Here is a 17,638-nt window from a genome sequence, read left to right as displayed (position 1 = left end):
TCGTCGCCAAACGAATAGGGTGGCAGCTGTACGCAGGTTGGCGAACCGAGGAAAAGGAACCCGGCAGACCCGAGGGTCTCCCACGCACAGCCGCCATTACACGGAACTGCGGACACAAAAAAAGCGCCTGCAATCGTGATCGGGGCGCCGTTGCGCCTTTTTCGGTCGGGTCGCCAAACCCGGTCGCGGAAGAGGCCGCGACAGAGGGAATTTATTCCTTGGGGGCTGCTAATGCAAGCTTAGGACGGTTGGGAAAAGGCAATGGATGCTGCGGGAAACTGCCTACATCGTAGAGAATGGGTAGTGGGCCTGTCGCGAAACAGCGCAGAGCCTCACCACATGAAGCGGAATCGGAGAGAGGCGGAGAGAGGAATCGTATTCAAACCTAACCATCTGATTTTAAATTTTATTTAAAATAAGCGCGCACTCTACTACCTCTAAAGTTACCTCAAGACGCCTCCCCTATTGTTTACAGGAGTGTCCTAGCGATGAACACGATGGCCCGCTTCAAAAGCTCACGACCCCAGCGTTCCCCCGGCGAGCGCAAATCCGAAGGTTGGCTCGCCGCATCCAAATATACTGTGGCACATCGACAATCAATGCCCGCGGCGAAGTTCCATAGCAGCCATACAAACGGAATAACGCGCCGCTTGCCGTCTGTAGGCAAGGCTCGGCAACCTCAAGACATTCTGTGAATGCGCTTATCCTGCCAGTAGCAGACCACATACGCTGGAAGTGGTCGTGCTTTGAATTTTGAAGTCCATGCAAGGTAACTGGTGATACGCTCCTCCAGCTCGATTTGCTGGCTCACATTTTCGGTGATCGCACTCATCTCCAAGCCGGCCATACCAAGAGCTGTGATAGCCAGGGTCAGTAAACGGTCATCTCCCCCTAGATGCTCGATGTAAGCCAATAGAGCCTGTCCCCGATCCACTCCCTGGAGCGCATGGATCTTCGGATAACACCTAAATAGATCTTCGATGACGGATGCCCAAGCGTTAAAAGGATCGGAACAAACATATGCGTGGAAGGCGGCTTCAAAGACCACAGACCACAGGTCGGCCATCTGCGCCGCAAGGGCCGAGGGGGCTTCTGGCCTCGTGCCTGCACGAATCATTGCGATGCCCACACCAGCGAGGAATAGGCTTGGAATCTCCAGATGCTTCACTGGTTGCCTCAGCCGAGCCCGTCTGAGCATTGGGGCGAAACGGTCAAATGCGGTTCGCCATTTGTCTACTACTGGTTCCGTGCCATTGAGATAGAGATCCGCCGCTAGCCAATGCTGCCACCAGTATTGGTACTTCGTTGAAGAGCCAAACTGAGAGCGGGCCATAATTAGTAGACTTCCTAACGCCTCACGGAGGTCCATTGGGTCGGACACCTTACTGCGCATTAAAAGTGCAATTACGAAGTGAAAGTAAGCACGTTTGGCATCCTGTTCGGCCAACGTGACATGTTGTACATCGGAGAACCCTGTTTTCAGCCCTTGCATTGGGGGCAGGATTAACGTTTCCGCGATAAATCCGCTACTCATCAGTTGGATGACGCTTTCATCGATGAGTGTGTGCGAGTATTCGGAGGCATCGGCTTGGTGAAGCGGCGTTAATAGGTGTACTAGCCAGTTCAAGCAAAGGTAATGTCCGTCAGGGCGAGCAAGCAGCACCAACATGATCGAACGAACCTTGGATCTAACATCGTCAATATCTGCCATAGGCTCGGCAGTCCCAGGCGGGTTGCCTAAATCCTGCAGTAGCCTGAAGGCAACTTGGAGCACCAAAGGGGCCATCATTTTTCGGTTCCAGTTACCCCCGTCATCCAAGACATTCGGCGCACTTTCTAACAAAACAAGCAACTGGTCGAAATCGTAGCGGATATCAATTGTGTAAAGCATGTCCGATGCGATTGGAGGAAAGGTGAGCTTCTCAGCCATTTGTAAGAAGCGCTTAGCATCGGCACAGCGGGCAGCCCGCAGCAACGAAAGCACTTTTGGCCCCAGACAACTCATGTCCCAGCCATGCAGGTGCCAGATTTCCTGAATGTCTGTTTCTTGCTGCCAGCCTCGAAGCATGGCCATTCGATTTGAGTGACGATGATTCCCCGGATCTGCATGGATTCGGTTCTCATGGTCAATAAGAGACTCCAATGCCTCCCACAACCGATGATCTCTACAAGCAAGAGCGCCTTGGGTCGCTTCCGTGAAACCGATGACAAAAAGGTAATTACACCTAGCTAACAATGCCACCGGTACGATATCGATATCGTACTGAGCGCGCGCAAGCAGGGCGTCTCCCAATGCAAGGCCCATAATTCCTGCTTCGCCAACCTTTGCGTCATTGTTCCTCGGGTCATGCAGTAGGGCATAAAACGCATGCTGTAACTGCTCAGGCAGATTGAGATTATCAAGCGATTGCCGTTCGAGAAGGCTAAATTCTTGAAGTTTCCTGAGAGTGTCCTCAATGTCACCGTCAAGTTTGGCCAGAAAGCGACCGAATAGGCCGGCGAGCGCATCCCTTGCACCTGAAGCCCAAGGCTGATCGCGAAGTGAGTGTGCCATTTCCTCGTCCCGCATACACATTTTGACGTAGTAATCCGTTTCAGCGATACGCGGATCGATCATGGCGCGCTCTCCGTTTCAACGCTCATCTGAGGGGCGCCATCGTTCTTCAACACCGAGGGTTGCACTGTTGAGGGGGAGCAGGACACGGTGAGCGTTCCTCGTTTCAGCTTGCGCGCCCAACGAAGCAGTTTAATGAATTTTGAACACGTGTCAGGCTGACGCGTCGCCAAACGATGCTGCACCCAGTCAGCAAGGGATTTGGTTCGCTCAGGGTCATGTATGACTTGGCTTATCTTATCGATCACCGGCCCAGGGGCCGGAAGCTTGATCATCATGCCGGCACGCTCACCGAGTGAGTTGAGTGAATTACCGGTAAACCATACGTCGTCGTCTATCACCAAAAATCTGTCGTGCACCGTGGGCATTGCACCGGTCATCACCCGCACTTGTATATGCTGCATGCTGCTCTGGATAGTATTCAGCAACATTACCTCACCGGCTTCCTTGCCCTCCTCGTTCTCATCAGGCTTGGCCAGCGCTGTGCTCGCTCCGGTCAGAATGATGACTTTGGTGGTCAAATAGGCCGTGGCAGCAGCAAAACTGAAAAGCTCGGTCGTGGCAAAGTAGGGGTCAATGATCCATACACGGCTTTTGGCCGCACCAATTAGCTCGCGAACGAAGCTTGTGGCCTCCTCTTGGTTACGATGGAGCCATTTCTGCCCCAGGCTTTCAGCGGCTAGTGCGCGCTTGCGGTCGTGATGCCCTTTACGAAGTCTCCCCGGGATGTCGTTCGCCCGATGAGGCTCACCTAGCAAACTCTCCGAAACCCGCTCGCGAACGTCTACGTTGAAGGAGTGCCCATCTTTACCGGGAACCTTTATCGCTTTTTTGCTACCAGTAACCTCAAGCCCAAAATTCATCTGTCTGGTATAGCTGCGATCTCTTCTCGACTCCAGCACTCCCCGCTCCGCACATCGAATGAATAAATCAAATTTTTCAGCAGTACCGGCATGGGGTATTTCGATATAGGGACCCTGCGCTATCACCGAGTATATGGCGCTTATTCCCGTAGGCCTATACTCCACCATGATGACTTCTAGGCCAGCGATCGTGTGATCGCGTCTTGGCGAGAGCCGCAACACGGTGTTATCAAGCCCATGCTCATCGACGTGCAGCTTGATCTGCAATCCGCGCAACACCGGATTCGGCAATAGCAGATGTACTGAGCCAAATTGTTCAGGGTGGCGCAAGAAGTCGATGCCCAGCTCAACGCCAAGCCATTCGACTGCAGCCGGATCAGTGTCGCAAAGCTGAGAGATCATAACCGGGCAGCTAGCGGGCATCAGATGGTGCACGCGCCGCACGCCATCTATGTCACTTAGGGCAACAAAATCTTCCGTGGTCGACAGGTGTGGCCATGGCGGCTCGGCGAGGAGCTGCTCGTGTTGAGGTTGATGCGATTTTTCATCTCCGCACAACAACTGCACCTCGCCGCCAAGACAGTTGTCATACCAAGTCAATGCCTGCTTGGCTGTCACCACATACCTGCGGTGAACCAAGCGGCTGCCTCCTTTCAATTTCTTAACTGGATAGCTGGTGAATTTTTCCTCAGCCGGGGCACCAAGCTCAGCAGGGAACAGCTGCGCAGATGCGAATATCAGATAACAGACTTTGTCGTGAAACAGACACGTCATGTCGACCACGGCATGGAGATAATCGGCTTCGAGTATTGCCGCATTTGGTGCGGTGGTTGACATCTGGTCCACGCCTCCCTGGATGATTAAGTCCTGCGCCCGATAGGGCCCCAAGGTGCATATATGCCATCCGTCAAGCAGAAGCAAGCTCAAGCAAACTCAAAGCTCGGAGCCTCTCTTTGGGCGTCTGTCTAGGGATGCGGCCCTTCGCGAAAGGTAGCGAAGGCAATAGCAGCCAGTCGCTATTGATAGGTGGGGCAGCTATCGTGGTCGGCCATCCGGCCTAGCCTTGTGCAAGGGTGTCCGAAAAATGGGAACGGATTTATTTTTCGACGACGAATCAGGTACTGCCCGAACAGGGCACGCTACACAATGGGGCCGCAAAGCGGCCCCGATGATGCGCGGCATCAGCCTTCGGAAACACACTCTTCCTTCATCGCCTCCAGCTTGCCGAACTGCTCACTGGCCAACCGGCTGATGATCCGGATCGCCTGGTGAATCCCCGCCGTGTTGCGGAAGCTCAGTTGCGGGTTGTGCTCGCACTCCAGCACCTCGTCATGCTGCACCAGCGCCTCGCCGAGCAGTTCGAGGGTCCAGACGTAGCTCTGGAGGGTAGACAGGCGTTCATGGTCAGGCATGGGGCACCTCCCGGTTGGCGCGGGTGGCTAGGGAGTGGCTGTCGATCGGGTAGAAGGTGGGGGATGGGGTGCCCGCGGGGGTTGGGCGGCGGAGAGCGGATGCGAGGATCCTCAGTATCTTGGTGGTCATGCATTAGTTCCTTTCGTTGTGGAACTGCCACCGCTCGCGGCATCTCTAGCCCTAGATTTACCCTCAGGCTATTCCAGGTTGCGGACCGCAAAGCCAGTATCAGGCGCTGTCGCGGCTGGCAGCTACCGGCTGGACGATCGCTGACTACAAATATTGGCGAGGTGAAGCGTACGGTGGTTGACGTTTCACGTTATGAGCAAGCGCCTCGCTAGCTTGACATGACCTTCCTACGTAGCTCGACGAGGCCAAACACTCGTTACATCTTACTGCCTAAGTCAAGGCCCGTTGGAGCGCTATGATCGGACCGGCTGTTGGTAGACTCTCGCATGGCATTTTGATAGCCTCGGACTGACTCTCTAACGTGGTGGATAAACGGCCGAAGCAATATTGTTAGTCGACTCAAAATTGCTTCCTGTCCACAATTTGCAGTTTCCGGGTGTGGATGCGGTCGCCAGAATTAGCATCGGCCTATTTGAGCTGCAGCAACAAAACATGGAGTTCCCGATTGCGCGCTGACACTCAAGTACAAGAAATTTTGTCTAAATGTGACATTCTCAAGCGAGCAGGCTTGTGGCCATCCGAGCCAAAGCTACGCCCTCGGGCTTGGCTTAGAAATTTCGACGACTCAGACGCCCACATCGCTGCGTTTCTCTTGGATAAGTTCACTTTCTATAATAAAGCGCTCACTGACGCACTTTTAGTAGCCTCCTATAATTCAATTGGTGATGGAATGGCTAAGGGGCCATCGGCCCCATGTGGTGCTGAGCTTGTGGCTAGTATCAGCTCAGCGGTTTTGACGCCAGTGAGGGGGGAAACCCCAAACCCTACAGATTCCGGCTACTTTCTATGCCGCAGCGCCCGGCAATTACTACACCTAAACGACAGCTTCGTAGTGGACTCGGAAGCAGCACTTGACCATGCGTACTCGGGTGGCACGGTGATTTTCATTGATGACTTCGTGGGTTCTGGCGATCAGTTTGTCTCGACGTGGAAGATGCTTGACAAAAAGAACAGATCATTTGCAGATGCACACTCGAAAACCTCTTTTACTGCCATTTACGTGACCTTGGTCACAACTGATTTCGGCCTTGTAAAAATCAATAGTTGCGCTCCAACTGTTGCTGTTTGCACTACACACATATTAGAAAAAAAGTCCACTATAGCAGGTGTGATGGATGCAAACCCTAGTTTGAAAATACCAATCTTGCAATTTTTAGCAAAATATACCCCTCGGCTTACGCCAACAGAAAACTACATCGCCGGCAATCAAAACTATCTAATGTTTGGATACAAAAATCGAGGCCTAATGTTCGGCTTTGAACATTCAATTCCTGACGCCACCCTGCCAATTTTTTGGTCACCGGGGCGAGACAACTGGGAGCCATTAATTGAGCGAACATAATTCCACAGGCGTCTTAAGACAGCTTTTTGGTGATAACCGAGCAGAATGGCCATCTGCCAACTTCAAAGAATTATTTGTCAAGCCAGCTTACCTTGGCAAACTCGAAGTAATGCGCCCATGCTTCCTTGTTGGCGGTCGCGGGACAGGTAAAACAACAGCACTACAGTCTTTACGCTACGATTCGATGCTAGAGCGCTTGGAAGGTAGCGGTCAATCCTTCGAGGATCAAGAGTATCTAGGGATTCTTGTTCGGATGAACAAGAATCGGGTTCGGGCTTTTGCTGGTAGTGGTATCGAAGAAGAAAGGTGGGCAAAACTATTTGCACATTACTTCAACCTTTCAGCCTGCAGCGAAATGGTAAACTTGGCACTGTGGCTAGAAATAAAGCAAGGTTTAAGACTACAACCTGAGAGCCTGGCAACAATTTCTCTGGAATTAGGACTGGAAACTTGCGACACGCTTGAACAACTCAAAGGATTAATAAAAAAAGCGATTTCTTCACTACAACTGCAAGTCAACAACCCTATGAAGGATCTTGGAATAACGCTATCAATGGCGGAATCTCCTCTAAGAACCTTTGCCGAAGTCCTTCAGCATCAAAGCCTCCTAGGGAACAGAGTAATATTTTGCTGCATTGATGAGTACGAAAACCTTCTAGATTATCAACAGGCAATACTTAATACATATATCAAACATGCTGAACCGCCCCTCTCATACAAGGTAGGAGTTCGAAAAAACGGATTAAGAAATAGGCAGACCCTGGATGGGCAAGACCTGCTGAGGGTACCTGACGACTGCCTGGAGATTGAAATCGCTGACGAGGGCTTCGACTTTTTCGCAAAAGCCGTTGCAGAGTTAAGACTTAAATACGCGCAAGGCGTTGGGGCGAAGATTTCGGACAACCTTCGCGACTTCCTGCAAGAACTTTCGCTTGCTGATGAGGCTGTTGTTTTAGGAGCGGACCGCGTCGCTACAGCAGTGCTCGAAGAGCTTAAAACTAACAAGCACTACAGCTTCTTCAGCGAAAAAACCCAAGCTGAACTGTCCTTCCTCAAGTATTGGCAACAAAGTGAAGGAGGATCATTACAAGAACTGGCGAATGATTGGATTGCTAATGAAAGCGAATGGAAGACCAGGCTAGGTAACCACGGTTACGCCAGTCTTTTTTGGCTCTCGAAAGGTAGAAAAGGCGCGAGAATTAGAAAGTATTATTGCGGCGAACGAACACTGCTTTCACTCGCCGCTGGAAACATACGCTACTTCTTGGAACTGATCGACACAGCAATCGGTTATCAGCTCGATGAGGAGGGAGTCAACCATCAACCCCTGGTTATTTCCGCGAAGTCTCAAACCCTCGCGGCTCGAGAAGTTGGAAAACGTCGTCTCAACCAACTAGAGGGGCTAGCAGACCGTGGAGTACAGCTTAAGCGCCTAGTTCTAGCTATAGGCAAGGTATTCTTCGAGCTCGCAAGAGAGCCTAGTGGTAAAACACCAGAAGTTACATCATTTGTTCTATCCGGTAATCAATCGGAAACAACTAGGATTCATGGCTTGCTACAGGAGGGCGTCGGTCATCTCGCATTCGAATCAGCTCCTAGGACAAAATCGACCAGCAGCGTTGAGCTTAGAGATGACGAATACCGCCTACATAGAATCTTCAGCCCCTTCTTTGAGATTTCACATCGGAAAAAGAGACGTATGTCAATCGAGGCCTCGACCTTGATAAGTGTCTTAGAGGATCGCCCAGCTCGGGCAATTTCTGCGCTTCTTGATGATAGACCGCAAACAACAGAAGATGACCTTCCAGAACAACTTGCACTCTTCTCTGCCTTTTATGATGACGGGCAAAAAAAATGATTAGATTGCCAATTCCGTCACTCCACACCAAACGCTTCAAAACATTTACGATTAGCGACTTAATGCCGGAAGAGATAATAATCCTCGCCGGCGACCTTGCGGAGAATAGGGACAGACTTGATGCATGGGAAGAAATTCAGCGTACTTCTCCTGAACGAATCGTTTTTATCAAAAGTTTAGACGAAGATACAATAGCAGTATGTCATAAAGACCAAGAGCTCCGTATCTCTCTCAGAGACGAAGACTCTATAAATTCAATCTTTACTTCTCAATACTTCTTAATTGATGTCACAGGATTTTCCCACAATGTTTGGGCACCACTATTGAAAAGTGCCTACTCACAAAAAATCAATACGCGGTTAATGTACGTTGAACCAGAGTCATATACCCCGCACCCTAGCCCTGCATCCTCTGCCATTTTCGACTTGAGTGTCACATTTGGAGGATTAGCGCCATTGCCAGGCTTCGCCCAGCTTGCAGGACCAGATGATGAAGACAGGTGCCTGTTTATAGCAATGTTGGGGTTTGAGGGTAATCGCCCTGAACACCTTGCTGCGCAGCTTGACCCGGTTCCGAAAGTCATCCCGGTGGTTGGGGCACCAGGATTTCAACTCGAATACCCAGCATTTACGGTGGGTTGCAACCGAATGTTCTTGGACGAGTACAAAGCCCATTCGGAGGTCAGATATGCCCGTGCAAGCTGTCCATTCGAGGCGTTCGAAGCGCTGACCAAGATCCGTAGAGATTACCCGGAGCATTATATATACTTGGCGCTTGTCGGCACCAAGCCGCACGCTATTGGATCTGTTCTATTCGCCATGAAGAATGCCGAAACGACTGAAATATTGTTCGACCATCCCGTTAAGAAAAGTGGACGGACGTCAGGGGTGGGGATAGTCCATGTCTACGATTTTGAGGACTTCCATGCCTATTGATTTGGATAGGTACTACACGCCGGAAGACGTTGCAGTTAGCGCCCTAGAGCGTGGCGTGTTTCCCTTTGTGCCTAGGGTGTGCGTCGACTCCACGTGTGGATCAGGGCGGCTTCTGGATGCAGCGAATGCTGTCTTTGGTTCAGTAGAGTCTATCGGGATTGACCGTGATGTAGATGCGATCAGCCAGCTACGGTTGAGGAGGCCTGACTGGCACTTGTCCGTAGGTGACTTGCTCCACCCCAGTACCAGCGCAACCTTGTGTAAGCGGCCGCCGGTTGACTTGCTGGTGCTGAATCCGCCCTTCAGCCACGGCCATAAGAAATTCCTAGAGATCCAGTTTGCGGGAAAGGAAATGAGGGGAAGCATCGCAATGGCTCACCTCCTGCGAAGCTTTGAACTGTTTCAGCCCAGTTTGGGTGCCATTGTGATAGCGCCAGAATCCCTTCTCTACTCTGAGACTGATCAGGACGCCCGGCAAGCACTTGCAGAAGACTACCAACTTACAAAATTGGCAGATTTGCAACGATGCACTTTTCGCGGCGCAAGGGTTCAAGCATCCGTTGTCCAAATTCAGCCTGGAGTTCATCAGCAGTCTTATCAAGAAATCAAGCATTACAGTGGCGCTATACAGACCACTATCGTTCGAGGCAGCCTGCCAGTCCACCTAAATATTTCTGATCCATCTGGGATACCATTTATACACTCCACAGATCTTAAGATCGTTGCGGTTACTGGAAAACTTGAAGGTTTATCCAAAACCCGCAACTTGGCTAAAGGAAGAACAAAAGGATGGGTTATTTTAGTCCCTAGAGTTGGACTCCCAGACTGCCTGTCCGTAAAAGCAATTAAGCTAGATCACACCGTGCAGCTTTCCGATTGTGTCATCGCACTGGAGTTTTCTACAAAAGTGGCAGCGACCAAAGCGGAGAAACGGATTCACTCTTGTTGGCAGGAGTTCAAAGGCCTGTATCGAGGCACCGGCGCTCGTTACATCACCATGGCAAGATTGAACCTTTGGCTTCCAACTATAGGGGTTTCCCCGAACACTATGCTGAACTGATGAGATCGCGTCGGTTCTTAGCGAGTAGAATACGACGTTCAATCTAGGGCAAGGGATTAAATAATCGCTCGAGAGGTCACTTCAACGGTCAGAAGCGTCTTTCAGCTCCTACTCGCTGCTGCACTTGCTTCGCTATGCACCTCCCCGAAATAGCACACAAACCAAGCTCTCTATGAAAGTATGCCCCTCTCATATTCAGCGAATCAAAAACTAGGCTTTGAGCTTTAGTTAATTATAGCTATACGCGCGCGAGATGGACACTCGGCACGGCTCCAGCCTGAACAGGCCAAAGCGCTAAAAGCCGATTGTCCTTATAGCCAAAGTTAGCACTCGGCCGATTACCATAAGGTTACAGACCATAAAGCGTCTATCCGATGCAGACGAGAACCTTTTCGTAAAAACTAGCACTCAACACCATCATTCATGTTGATTACTTATTGGGTACTCTTCACCTGTTACTTCCTCATAAATAGCGGATACCATTTTATAAGCTTCTGTGCTGTCGGGAATTTCGTAATTCGCCTTAGGTTCTAAATGCTGAGCCTCTTCGGTAGCTTGTAGTATAAACGTCAACAAGGCCATTACGGATCGTCTAAACTTAGCTCCAGGCGCAGTTATTTCTTTAACCCCATGAAACTTTAATCTGTCGCACAACTTAGAAACTTCAGAATCCTCGAACTCCAATGGCAAGGCACTGTGCGCAAAAATATTTCTGATGCTACGGATGTTATGCAAATCCGTTCTAGCATTTACAGGCAAAAGACCTAGCAAGTATGAAAAATTGATCCTAGACGAGAACGTCCCAAGCGCACCATTGAAATCAAATACTTGAGAGACAATAGTTTTATTATTTACCAATCTTGCTTTTAATAAGCCTTCAAGTCGATCATCAAGAAACGCTGCGGACATCAACACTGACCCTCTAGCGGTCTCTTGAGTAATAGAGCTTCGGAAATCCATAATCTCTTGTGCGCGGCTAGCCAAAGCTGGATCCAACTCCGACAGCATTTCATTAGCAATCACTCGAACTCGCTTAAGCACTGTATCAATGCCAGCGTTCTCTTTATTAGTTTTTTCTTGATTCGTCATAGAGCGCTCGACTCAGGCGTGAATTTTATTAGTTAGATTAACCCACAAAACCAATACAATATACTATAGAGGCAATGCAATAGAAAGCGCCTTTTACCGGCAGCCCTTAGCCGTCAACTACTTATATCTAGATCGTTTAATGCTGCTTGTGAAAAAGGGTGACAGGTTTATTTTCTGACGGGCAGGTGCGATAACATATGACTGAATGGTTTCAGCCATAACTCCATTGTGCAATCAACATTACAGCCAACCACATGGACTACCCTTGGTTCCGTCTCAAAGAAAAGCCCGACTTTTAGCCGGGCTTCGTGTAACGCATTTTTGATCACACGCTTTTTTCTTGGGCTGCAACCATGATCTCGTTCTGTCGCTTAGAAGCCTCAACCAGGACAGCTGTGTAAACGCGCTTCTTCTCGACAGCTTTCGCATTGCGAATGAACTCAGCGAAGGGGCTTGTGACCTTCTCAGTACGCGACTTGAATGGATTCATGGATCCCCCTCCCCAACCGTAGCGACCAGCTACTCGCAGACGAAACGCCCCGCCCGATCTAAAAAGCAAAAAACCGCCCGAAGGCGGTTCATCAGCCCGATAGGGTAACTAAACACTATCGACATTTCTGGTGCCGGAGACAGGAATCGAACCTGCGACCTTCGCGTTACGAGTGCGCTGCTCTACCGACTGAGCTACACCGGCGTGTTGCGCAACGTACCACTGCCGTGTCGGTTACGCAAACCCCTGTTTCACCTCACTTTCATTGCACCGTGCAGCCGTTGGGCGCGAGGTCTTCCTCTACCGTGGTCACGCAAGTCCAGCCTGCCTGGGTACGCGCCAGGGTCACGGTCTTGCCCAGCACATTGGCTGGGGCGTCGGCCAGGGTGCAGGCGATGCTGGCGGTGCCGTCGGCGGCCTTGCCGCTGGCGGTGATCGCGCAATGGGCGGTGGCGGGCTGGCCGCCGAGGCTGGCGACGTCGGGTACGTCCTTGCCGTCGTTCAGGCGCACGTCCATCGGCGTCTTCAGCGCGGAAATCTCCAGCAGCGCGGCGGTAGCCTTGGCGCGGGCCTGGTGGTTGGTGTACATGGGAATGGCGATGGTCGCCAGGATGCCGATGATCGCGACGACGATCATCAGTTCGATCAGGGTGATACCTCGTTGCCCTTTCATGAACGGTCTTCCTTCGTGATACGTGGAGGCGCGGCGGGCGCTTTGCATCGTGGCGCGCCCCGGCCGGCAGGCGCGCAGTAGGCCTGAACCGACACCTTTTGTCACCCCTGCGCGGCGGGGCGTCATCTTCGCTGGACTACTCTAGTGAGCCACAGGGAAACGCGCCCGGCAGCAGGCCGGGCAAGCTGTTACCGGGCTTTTCGCCCCCGCGCAAAAGGACTCTCGCCATGCCTGCTTCCACCCGTCTGTACGCCTGGGAAGGCGTCGATGCCAGCGGCACGCCGCAACAGGGCCAGCACACTGGGCGCAGCCCGGCGTTCGTGCAGGCGTGGTTGCGCAAGCAGGGGATCCGCGCGACGCGGGTGCGGCTGGCGGGTGGGCTGCGCTGGCGCTGGCCGCAACGGGCGGGCAAGGCGGATGCGCCGGGGTTCAGCCGCCAGCTGGCGACCTTGCTCACGGCGGGGGTGCCGCTGTTGCAGGCGTTCGAGGTGATGGCGCGCAGTACGGTGAACAGCGCCATGGCGGCGTTGCTGGCGCGGTTGCAACAGGATGTGGCGGCGGGGTTGGGTTTGGCGGATGCCTTGCAGCGCCATCCGGGGTGGTTCGATGCGCTGTACTGCAACCTGGTGCGGGTGGGCGAGCAGTCGGGCACGCTGGACCGGCAGCTGGAACAGATGGCGACCATGCTGGAGAAGCGCCAGGCGCTGCGGCAGAAGGTGCGCAAGGCGATGCTGTATCCGGCGCTGTTGTTGCTCACGGGGCTAGGAGTGGCGGCGCTGTTGCTGCTGGAGGTGGTGCCGCGGTTCCAGGGGTTGTTCGCCAGTTTCGACAAGGCGCTGCCGGCGTTCACCCAGTGGGTGATCGATCTATCCACAGGGCTGGGCAATCACGTCGGGTGGTTGGTGCTGTTGATAACTGCGCTGGGGTTTGGCATTCGGGCGTTGTACCAACGGCACCTGCCGGCGCGCCTGTGGATATTGCGTGGGGTGTTGCGGGTGCCGGTGGTGGGCTCCTTGCTCGGGCAGGCGGCGTTGGCGCGCTTTGCCCGCAGCCTGGCGACCTCCTACGCCGCCGGGGTGGCGTTGCTGGATGCGCTGGCCACGGTGGCACCGGTGAGTGGTAACAGCCTGCACGAGCGGGCGATCCTCAAGTTGCGCCAGGATGTGGCTGGTGGCATGGGCCTGCAGCAGGCGATGGAGGCGGATGCGCTGTTCCCGCCGCTGTTGCGCCAGCTAGCGGCGGTGGGCGAAGCCAGCGGTGCCCTCGACCGGATGCTGGACAAGGCCGCGCTGCATTACGAAGAACAGGTGAGCCAGGCGCTGGAACAGTTGACCACGCTGCTGGAGCCGGCCATCGTGCTGATCCTCGGGCTGCTGGTGGGGGGCCTCGTCGTGGCGATGTATTTGCCGATCTTCCAGTTGGGTAGCCTGATCTGAACATGAATGCCTGGACCGTAATCGTCGATCATCCGCCGTTCTTCTATACCTTGGCCGCGGTGCTGGGGTTGCTGGTGGGCAGTTTTCTCAATGTGCTGGCGTACCGGCTGCCGATCATGCTCGAGCGCCAATGGCAGCGGGAGGCGCAGGAGGTGCTGGGGCTGCCGCAGGCCGAGCATGAGCGCTTCGACCTGTGCCTGCCAGCTTCGCGTTGCCCGCACTGCCAGCGCCAGATCCGCGCCTGGGAAAATATTCCGCTGCTGAGTTACCTGGCCCTGCGCGGGCGTTGCGCGGGGTGCAAGGCGCGGATCAGCGTGCGTTATCCCCTGGTGGAGCTGGGCAGCGCCCTGCTCTCGCTGTTGGTGGCCTGGCATTTCGGGCCGGGCGTCGAGGCGCTGGGGGTAATGCTGCTGACCTGGGGGCTGATCGCCTTGAGCCTGATCGATGCCGAGCATCAGTTGCTGCCGGATGTGCTGGTGCTGCCGCTGTTGTGGCTGGGGTTGATCGTCAACGCCTTCGGGCTGCTGGTGCCGCTGAGCGATGCGCTGTGGGGCGCGGTGGCGGGTTACTTGAGTTTGTGGTCGGTGTACTGGGTCTTCAAGCTGATCACCGGCAAGGAGGGCATGGGCTTCGGCGACTTCAAGCTGCTGGCCATGCTCGGTGCCTGGGGCGGTTGGCAGATCCTGCCGCTGACCTTGATGCTGGCGTCCTTGGTGGGGGCGCTGATCGGGCTGACGCTGGTGCGTTTCAAGCGCACGCAAATGGGCGCGGCATTGCCTTTCGGGCCTTATCTGGCCATTGCGGGGTGGATCGCATTGCTCTGGGGTGATGAAATAGTCGCCTCATACCTGCAACTGCTTGGAACCTGATGAGCACAGCGCCCTTCACACCCTGGATTCTTGGCCTTACCGGCGGCATCGGCAGTGGCAAGAGCGCCGCCGCCGAGCGTTTCGTCGAACTGGGCGTGCATCTGGTCGATGCCGACCAGGCCGCGCGCTGGGTCGTCGAGCCGGGGCGCCCTGCCCTGGCCAGCATCGTCGAGCGCTTTGGCGCAGGCGTGCTGCAGGCGGACGGCCAGCTCGACCGTGGCGCCCTGCGCCAGCTGATCTTCGCCGACCCGAGCCAACGGCAATGGCTGGAACAACTGCTGCACCCGCTGATCGGCCAGGAGATCTTCAGCTACCTGGCCAAGGCCGAGACGCCCTATGCGGTGTACGTTTCGCCGCTGTTGATCGAGTCGGGGCAGCACCAGAAGACCCAGCGCATCCTGGTGATCGACGCGCCGACCGAGTTGCAGGTGCAACGCACCTTGGCCCGCGACAACACCAGCGCGGAACAGGTGCAGGCGATTCTCAAGGCCCAACTGGCCCGGGAAGAGCGCCTGCGCCATGCCGATGACGTGGTGGTCAACGATCGTGACCTGCAATCGCTGCACGACGAGATCGACCGCCTGCACCACTTTTACCTGACTTTACGAGGAGGCCAGCCATGAGCCAGCCGATGACCGTTGATTGCCCGACCTGCGGGGCGCCCGTGGAATGGGGCGAGCAGAGCCCGTTCCGGCCGTTCTGCTCGGACCGCTGCAAGTTGATCGACCTGGGCGCCTGGGCGGCCGAGGAGCACAAGATCGCCGGGGCGGAGGAGTCCGAGGACGAGTTGTATTCGGGGGATCTGGAGCCGCGGCACTAAGCAGGGTTCGGTGGTGTGGATGCCCCGCGATCACCGGCAAAGCCGGTGCCATTCACATCACTTCTCTTCATCCTTCCACGGGGCCTGCAGATAGCGGCTGCGGTTGAAGGTCTCCAGCCACTCCGGGCAGAACACCACCAGCGCACTGATCACCGTGCCGTTTATAAATGCCTCGGGGAACATCATCAGCCATAGGTAGCCAACGAAGTCGCTGAGCCATTCCGGCATGGCGAAACGCTCGTCCATCCACAGCAACCCCAGCCCTGCCATCAGGCACAGCAACACCGTCAACGCCGCCGGGAAGAACCCGCAACAGAAGATGTAGACGAACAGGTTACGCGGCTGGGCGCGCTCGACCAGGATCGCGCACACCTCGGTGACCAGCACCGGCAGGCCGACGATCAGCAGGCCGTTGACGCCGATGGCGGCGAGGTCCTGCCGGCCCATCAGCAACAGGCCGAGCTGGGCGAGAAAGCCGCCGAGCACGGCCAATGGCCAGTCCAGCAGCAAGGTGACGGCGGTCATGCCGATGAAGTGGTACGACACCCCGGTATCGAAATCGCGGCGCACCAACCAGAGTATGAACAGGCAGAACACCGTGCCGAACAACAAGTGCTGGCGGCGGGTGTCGGTGAACAGCTCGACCCAGCGGGTGCGGCTGGCGGCCCAGATCAGCAGGGGCACGTAACCTATCCAGCCAAGGGTAAGGCTGGTGCTGGACAAGACTTGTGCACTGATCACCTGAACAATATCCCTGTCGGCCATGTGGACAAGCCTGAGTCTACACCCATTCTCCCTTTCAGCCTGTTGCTATAGGCTGGCACCTCCTTTCGATGCAGGACGCATCCGCCATGCCTGAAGGACTTAACCTGCCGCTGCTGCTCGGCGCGGCGTTCAGCGCCATCGCCGGCGTGCTGCACCTGGCGGTGATCGCCATTGGCCCGCGCTGGTACCGCTTGTTCGGCGCCGGCGAGCGCATGGCCAGGGCGGCGGAGCAAGGGCGCGCCTACCCCGCCTTGGTTACTGCGGCGATCGCGGCGGTGCTGCTCGTCTGGTCGGCTTATGCCTTGTCGGCGGCTGGGTTGATGCGCCCATTGCCCTTGTTGTTGCCGGTGATCTGCCTGATCACCCTGGTGTACCTGGCGCGGGGCCTGCTGGGGCCGCTGGTGCTGGCCGGCACCGGGCGCAGTCGGCGGTTTATCGCGGTCAGTTCGGCCATTTGCCTGGGCGGGGGGCTGCTGCATCTGCTGGGGGTGGTGCAGCAATGGCTGGTGCTGGGCTGATTCCTACGCACAAACAGCATCTTACCGTCATCAATTAGCGACTAAGCTTGTCCCCATGGATGACTCAGACTACCTCCGCCTGCTTACCATCCAGGCCGAGCAAGCCAATGCGTTCCTGTCCAATGCCCGCAAATGGGAGCGCGAGCGTTGGGTCTGCCAGCGCCTGCTGCAAGGGCTGAACATCCCCTACCGCAGCGAGGACTTCACGCCGGCCGGGCAAGAGCCGCCGGACGTGCTGTTCCGCGACGCTGCGTTCGAGGTGTTCTTCGTGCTCGACGAGGGCCGCCGGCTCAACGACGAATGGCGCGAGGAGCTGCAACGGCGGCGCAGCGCCTTCTCTCTGGCCCAGCTGGTGCGCCGCGAGCAGCGGCCCCGGCGCATCAGTGCCCAGGAGCTGCTGGCGCGCCTGGCGCCGACCCTGCGCAAGAAGTCGCACAACTACCGCGAGCGCGGGCTGGACCTGAGCGAGCTGGACATCATCGCCTTCGCCAGCCTCAAGCGCGAGGTGCTCGACCTCAACAGCCATTTCCCGCCGCCCACCGAGTACCTGCGCCAGGGCTGGCGGTCGCTGTCGCTGGTGGGGCCGACCTTCGCCCGGGTGCTGTTCGCCCACCCGGACGCGCCGGATTTCCTGCGCGGCAACCTGGGGCGCAGCATCGTGTTCGACGTAGGCATCAGTCTTTGATCCAGTGCCGGGTGTCTTT

18 protein-coding genes and 1 tRNA gene are annotated in these 17,638 nt (G+C 55.3%); 10 read left to right on the top strand and 9 right to left on the bottom strand.

Annotation, left to right across the window (positions count from 1 at the left end; translation table 11 throughout):
* Positions 1-679 precede the first annotated feature (679 nt).
* The 4 genes from R5C80_RS02420 to R5C80_RS02405 all read right to left on the bottom strand — a co-directional run bounded on the left by R5C80_RS02420 (position 680) and on the right by R5C80_RS02405 (position 5,019).
* A complete protein-coding gene (locus R5C80_RS02420) occupies positions 680-2,617 on the bottom strand; it encodes a hypothetical protein (protein WP_319049755.1) in 1,938 nt (645 codons plus the stop codon).
* The gene (locus tag R5C80_RS02415) at positions 2,614-4,314 is read right to left on the bottom strand and encodes a VPA1262 family N-terminal domain-containing protein (protein WP_319049754.1); all 1,701 of its coding nucleotides are present in this window, start codon (positions 4,312-4,314) and stop codon (positions 2,614-2,616) included. The genes R5C80_RS02420 and R5C80_RS02415 overlap by 4 nt, the downstream gene beginning before the upstream one ends.
* Positions 4,315-4,658: 344 nt before the next feature.
* On the bottom strand, positions 4,659-4,889 hold the full coding sequence (locus R5C80_RS02410) for a hypothetical protein (protein ID WP_182322032.1): 231 nt from the start codon (positions 4,887-4,889) through the stop codon (positions 4,659-4,661).
* The gene (locus R5C80_RS02405) at positions 4,882-5,019 is read right to left on the bottom strand and encodes a hypothetical protein (protein ID WP_319049753.1); all 138 of its coding nucleotides are present in this window, start codon (positions 5,017-5,019) and stop codon (positions 4,882-4,884) included. Before R5C80_RS02405 ends, R5C80_RS02410 begins: the two co-directional genes overlap by 8 nt.
* Positions 5,020-5,671: 652 nt before the next feature.
* Between R5C80_RS02405 and R5C80_RS02400 the strand changes: the two genes are divergently transcribed.
* From R5C80_RS02400 to R5C80_RS02385, 4 genes are all read left to right on the top strand, one after another.
* Positions 5,672-6,421: a hypothetical protein gene (locus R5C80_RS02400; RefSeq protein ID WP_319049752.1), complete on the top strand. Its 750-nt coding sequence runs from the start codon at positions 5,672-5,674 to the stop codon at positions 6,419-6,421.
* Complete coding sequence (locus tag R5C80_RS02395; RefSeq protein ID WP_319049751.1) at positions 6,408-8,279, top strand: hypothetical protein; 1,872 nt, start codon at positions 6,408-6,410, stop codon at positions 8,277-8,279. Before R5C80_RS02400 ends, R5C80_RS02395 begins: the two co-directional genes overlap by 14 nt.
* Before the next feature lie 62 nt (positions 8,280-8,341).
* The gene (locus tag R5C80_RS02390; protein ID WP_319049750.1) at positions 8,342-9,214 is read left to right on the top strand and encodes a hypothetical protein; all 873 of its coding nucleotides are present in this window, start codon (positions 8,342-8,344) and stop codon (positions 9,212-9,214) included.
* 214 nt (positions 9,215-9,428) lie between these two features.
* Complete coding sequence (locus tag R5C80_RS02385; RefSeq protein WP_319049749.1) at positions 9,429-10,274, top strand: hypothetical protein; 846 nt, start codon at positions 9,429-9,431, stop codon at positions 10,272-10,274.
* Between the two features lie 417 nt (positions 10,275-10,691).
* Here R5C80_RS02385 and R5C80_RS02380 read toward each other — a convergent pair whose 3' ends face one another.
* The 4 genes from R5C80_RS02380 to R5C80_RS02365 all read right to left on the bottom strand — a co-directional run bounded on the left by R5C80_RS02380 (position 10,692) and on the right by R5C80_RS02365 (position 12,526).
* The gene (locus tag R5C80_RS02380) at positions 10,692-11,363 is read right to left on the bottom strand and encodes a hypothetical protein (RefSeq protein ID WP_319049748.1); all 672 of its coding nucleotides are present in this window, start codon (positions 11,361-11,363) and stop codon (positions 10,692-10,694) included.
* A 325-nt stretch (positions 11,364-11,688) separates the two neighbouring features.
* Complete coding sequence (locus R5C80_RS02375; protein WP_319049747.1) at positions 11,689-11,853, bottom strand: hypothetical protein; 165 nt, start codon at positions 11,851-11,853, stop codon at positions 11,689-11,691.
* A 128-nt stretch (positions 11,854-11,981) separates the two neighbouring features.
* Positions 11,982-12,057: transfer RNA gene (locus tag R5C80_RS02370), tRNA-Thr, on the bottom strand.
* 58 nt (positions 12,058-12,115) lie between these two features.
* A complete protein-coding gene (locus tag R5C80_RS02365; RefSeq protein ID WP_102682141.1) occupies positions 12,116-12,526 on the bottom strand; it encodes a pilin in 411 nt (136 codons plus the stop codon).
* A 227-nt stretch (positions 12,527-12,753) separates the two neighbouring features.
* On the opposite strand from R5C80_RS02365, the gene R5C80_RS02360 reads away from it, so the two are divergent.
* Genes R5C80_RS02360 through yacG form a run of 4 tightly spaced genes read left to right on the top strand, consistent with a single transcriptional unit; the run spans position 12,754 to position 15,651 of the window.
* Complete coding sequence (locus tag R5C80_RS02360) at positions 12,754-13,962, top strand: type II secretion system F family protein (RefSeq protein WP_319049746.1); 1,209 nt, start codon at positions 12,754-12,756, stop codon at positions 13,960-13,962.
* Between the two features lie 2 nt (positions 13,963-13,964).
* A complete protein-coding gene (locus R5C80_RS02355; protein ID WP_319049745.1) occupies positions 13,965-14,831 on the top strand; it encodes an A24 family peptidase in 867 nt (288 codons plus the stop codon).
* Positions 14,831-15,454 (top strand): dephospho-CoA kinase, encoded by a 624-nt coding sequence (coaE, locus tag R5C80_RS02350; RefSeq protein ID WP_038706809.1) that lies wholly within the window; start codon positions 14,831-14,833, stop codon positions 15,452-15,454. Before R5C80_RS02355 ends, coaE begins: the two co-directional genes overlap by 1 nt.
* Positions 15,451-15,651, top strand: coding sequence for a DNA gyrase inhibitor YacG (gene yacG / locus R5C80_RS02345; RefSeq protein ID WP_046854173.1), 201 nt, complete (start codon positions 15,451-15,453; stop codon positions 15,649-15,651). Before coaE ends, yacG begins: the two co-directional genes overlap by 4 nt.
* A 57-nt stretch (positions 15,652-15,708) precedes the next feature.
* Here the strand turns inward: yacG and R5C80_RS02340 are convergent, their stop codons facing one another.
* Positions 15,709-16,416: an energy-coupling factor ABC transporter permease gene (locus R5C80_RS02340; protein WP_023632865.1), complete on the bottom strand. Its 708-nt coding sequence runs from the start codon at positions 16,414-16,416 to the stop codon at positions 15,709-15,711.
* A gap of 86 nt (positions 16,417-16,502) precedes the next feature.
* Between R5C80_RS02340 and R5C80_RS02335 the strand changes: the two genes are divergently transcribed.
* Together R5C80_RS02335 and R5C80_RS02330 are read left to right on the top strand one after the other, a co-directional pair.
* Complete coding sequence (locus tag R5C80_RS02335; protein ID WP_038706810.1) at positions 16,503-16,934, top strand: hypothetical protein; 432 nt, start codon at positions 16,503-16,505, stop codon at positions 16,932-16,934.
* A gap of 55 nt (positions 16,935-16,989) precedes the next feature.
* Positions 16,990-17,619, top strand: coding sequence for a DUF1780 domain-containing protein (locus tag R5C80_RS02330; protein WP_038706811.1), 630 nt, complete (start codon positions 16,990-16,992; stop codon positions 17,617-17,619).
* Positions 17,620-17,638 lie beyond the last annotated feature (19 nt).

The sequence above is a fragment of the Pseudomonas sp. On1 genome (assembly GCF_033783325.1).
Note: the sequence above shows the minus strand (reverse complement) of the source record. Positions and strands in the feature narration are given on the sequence as shown.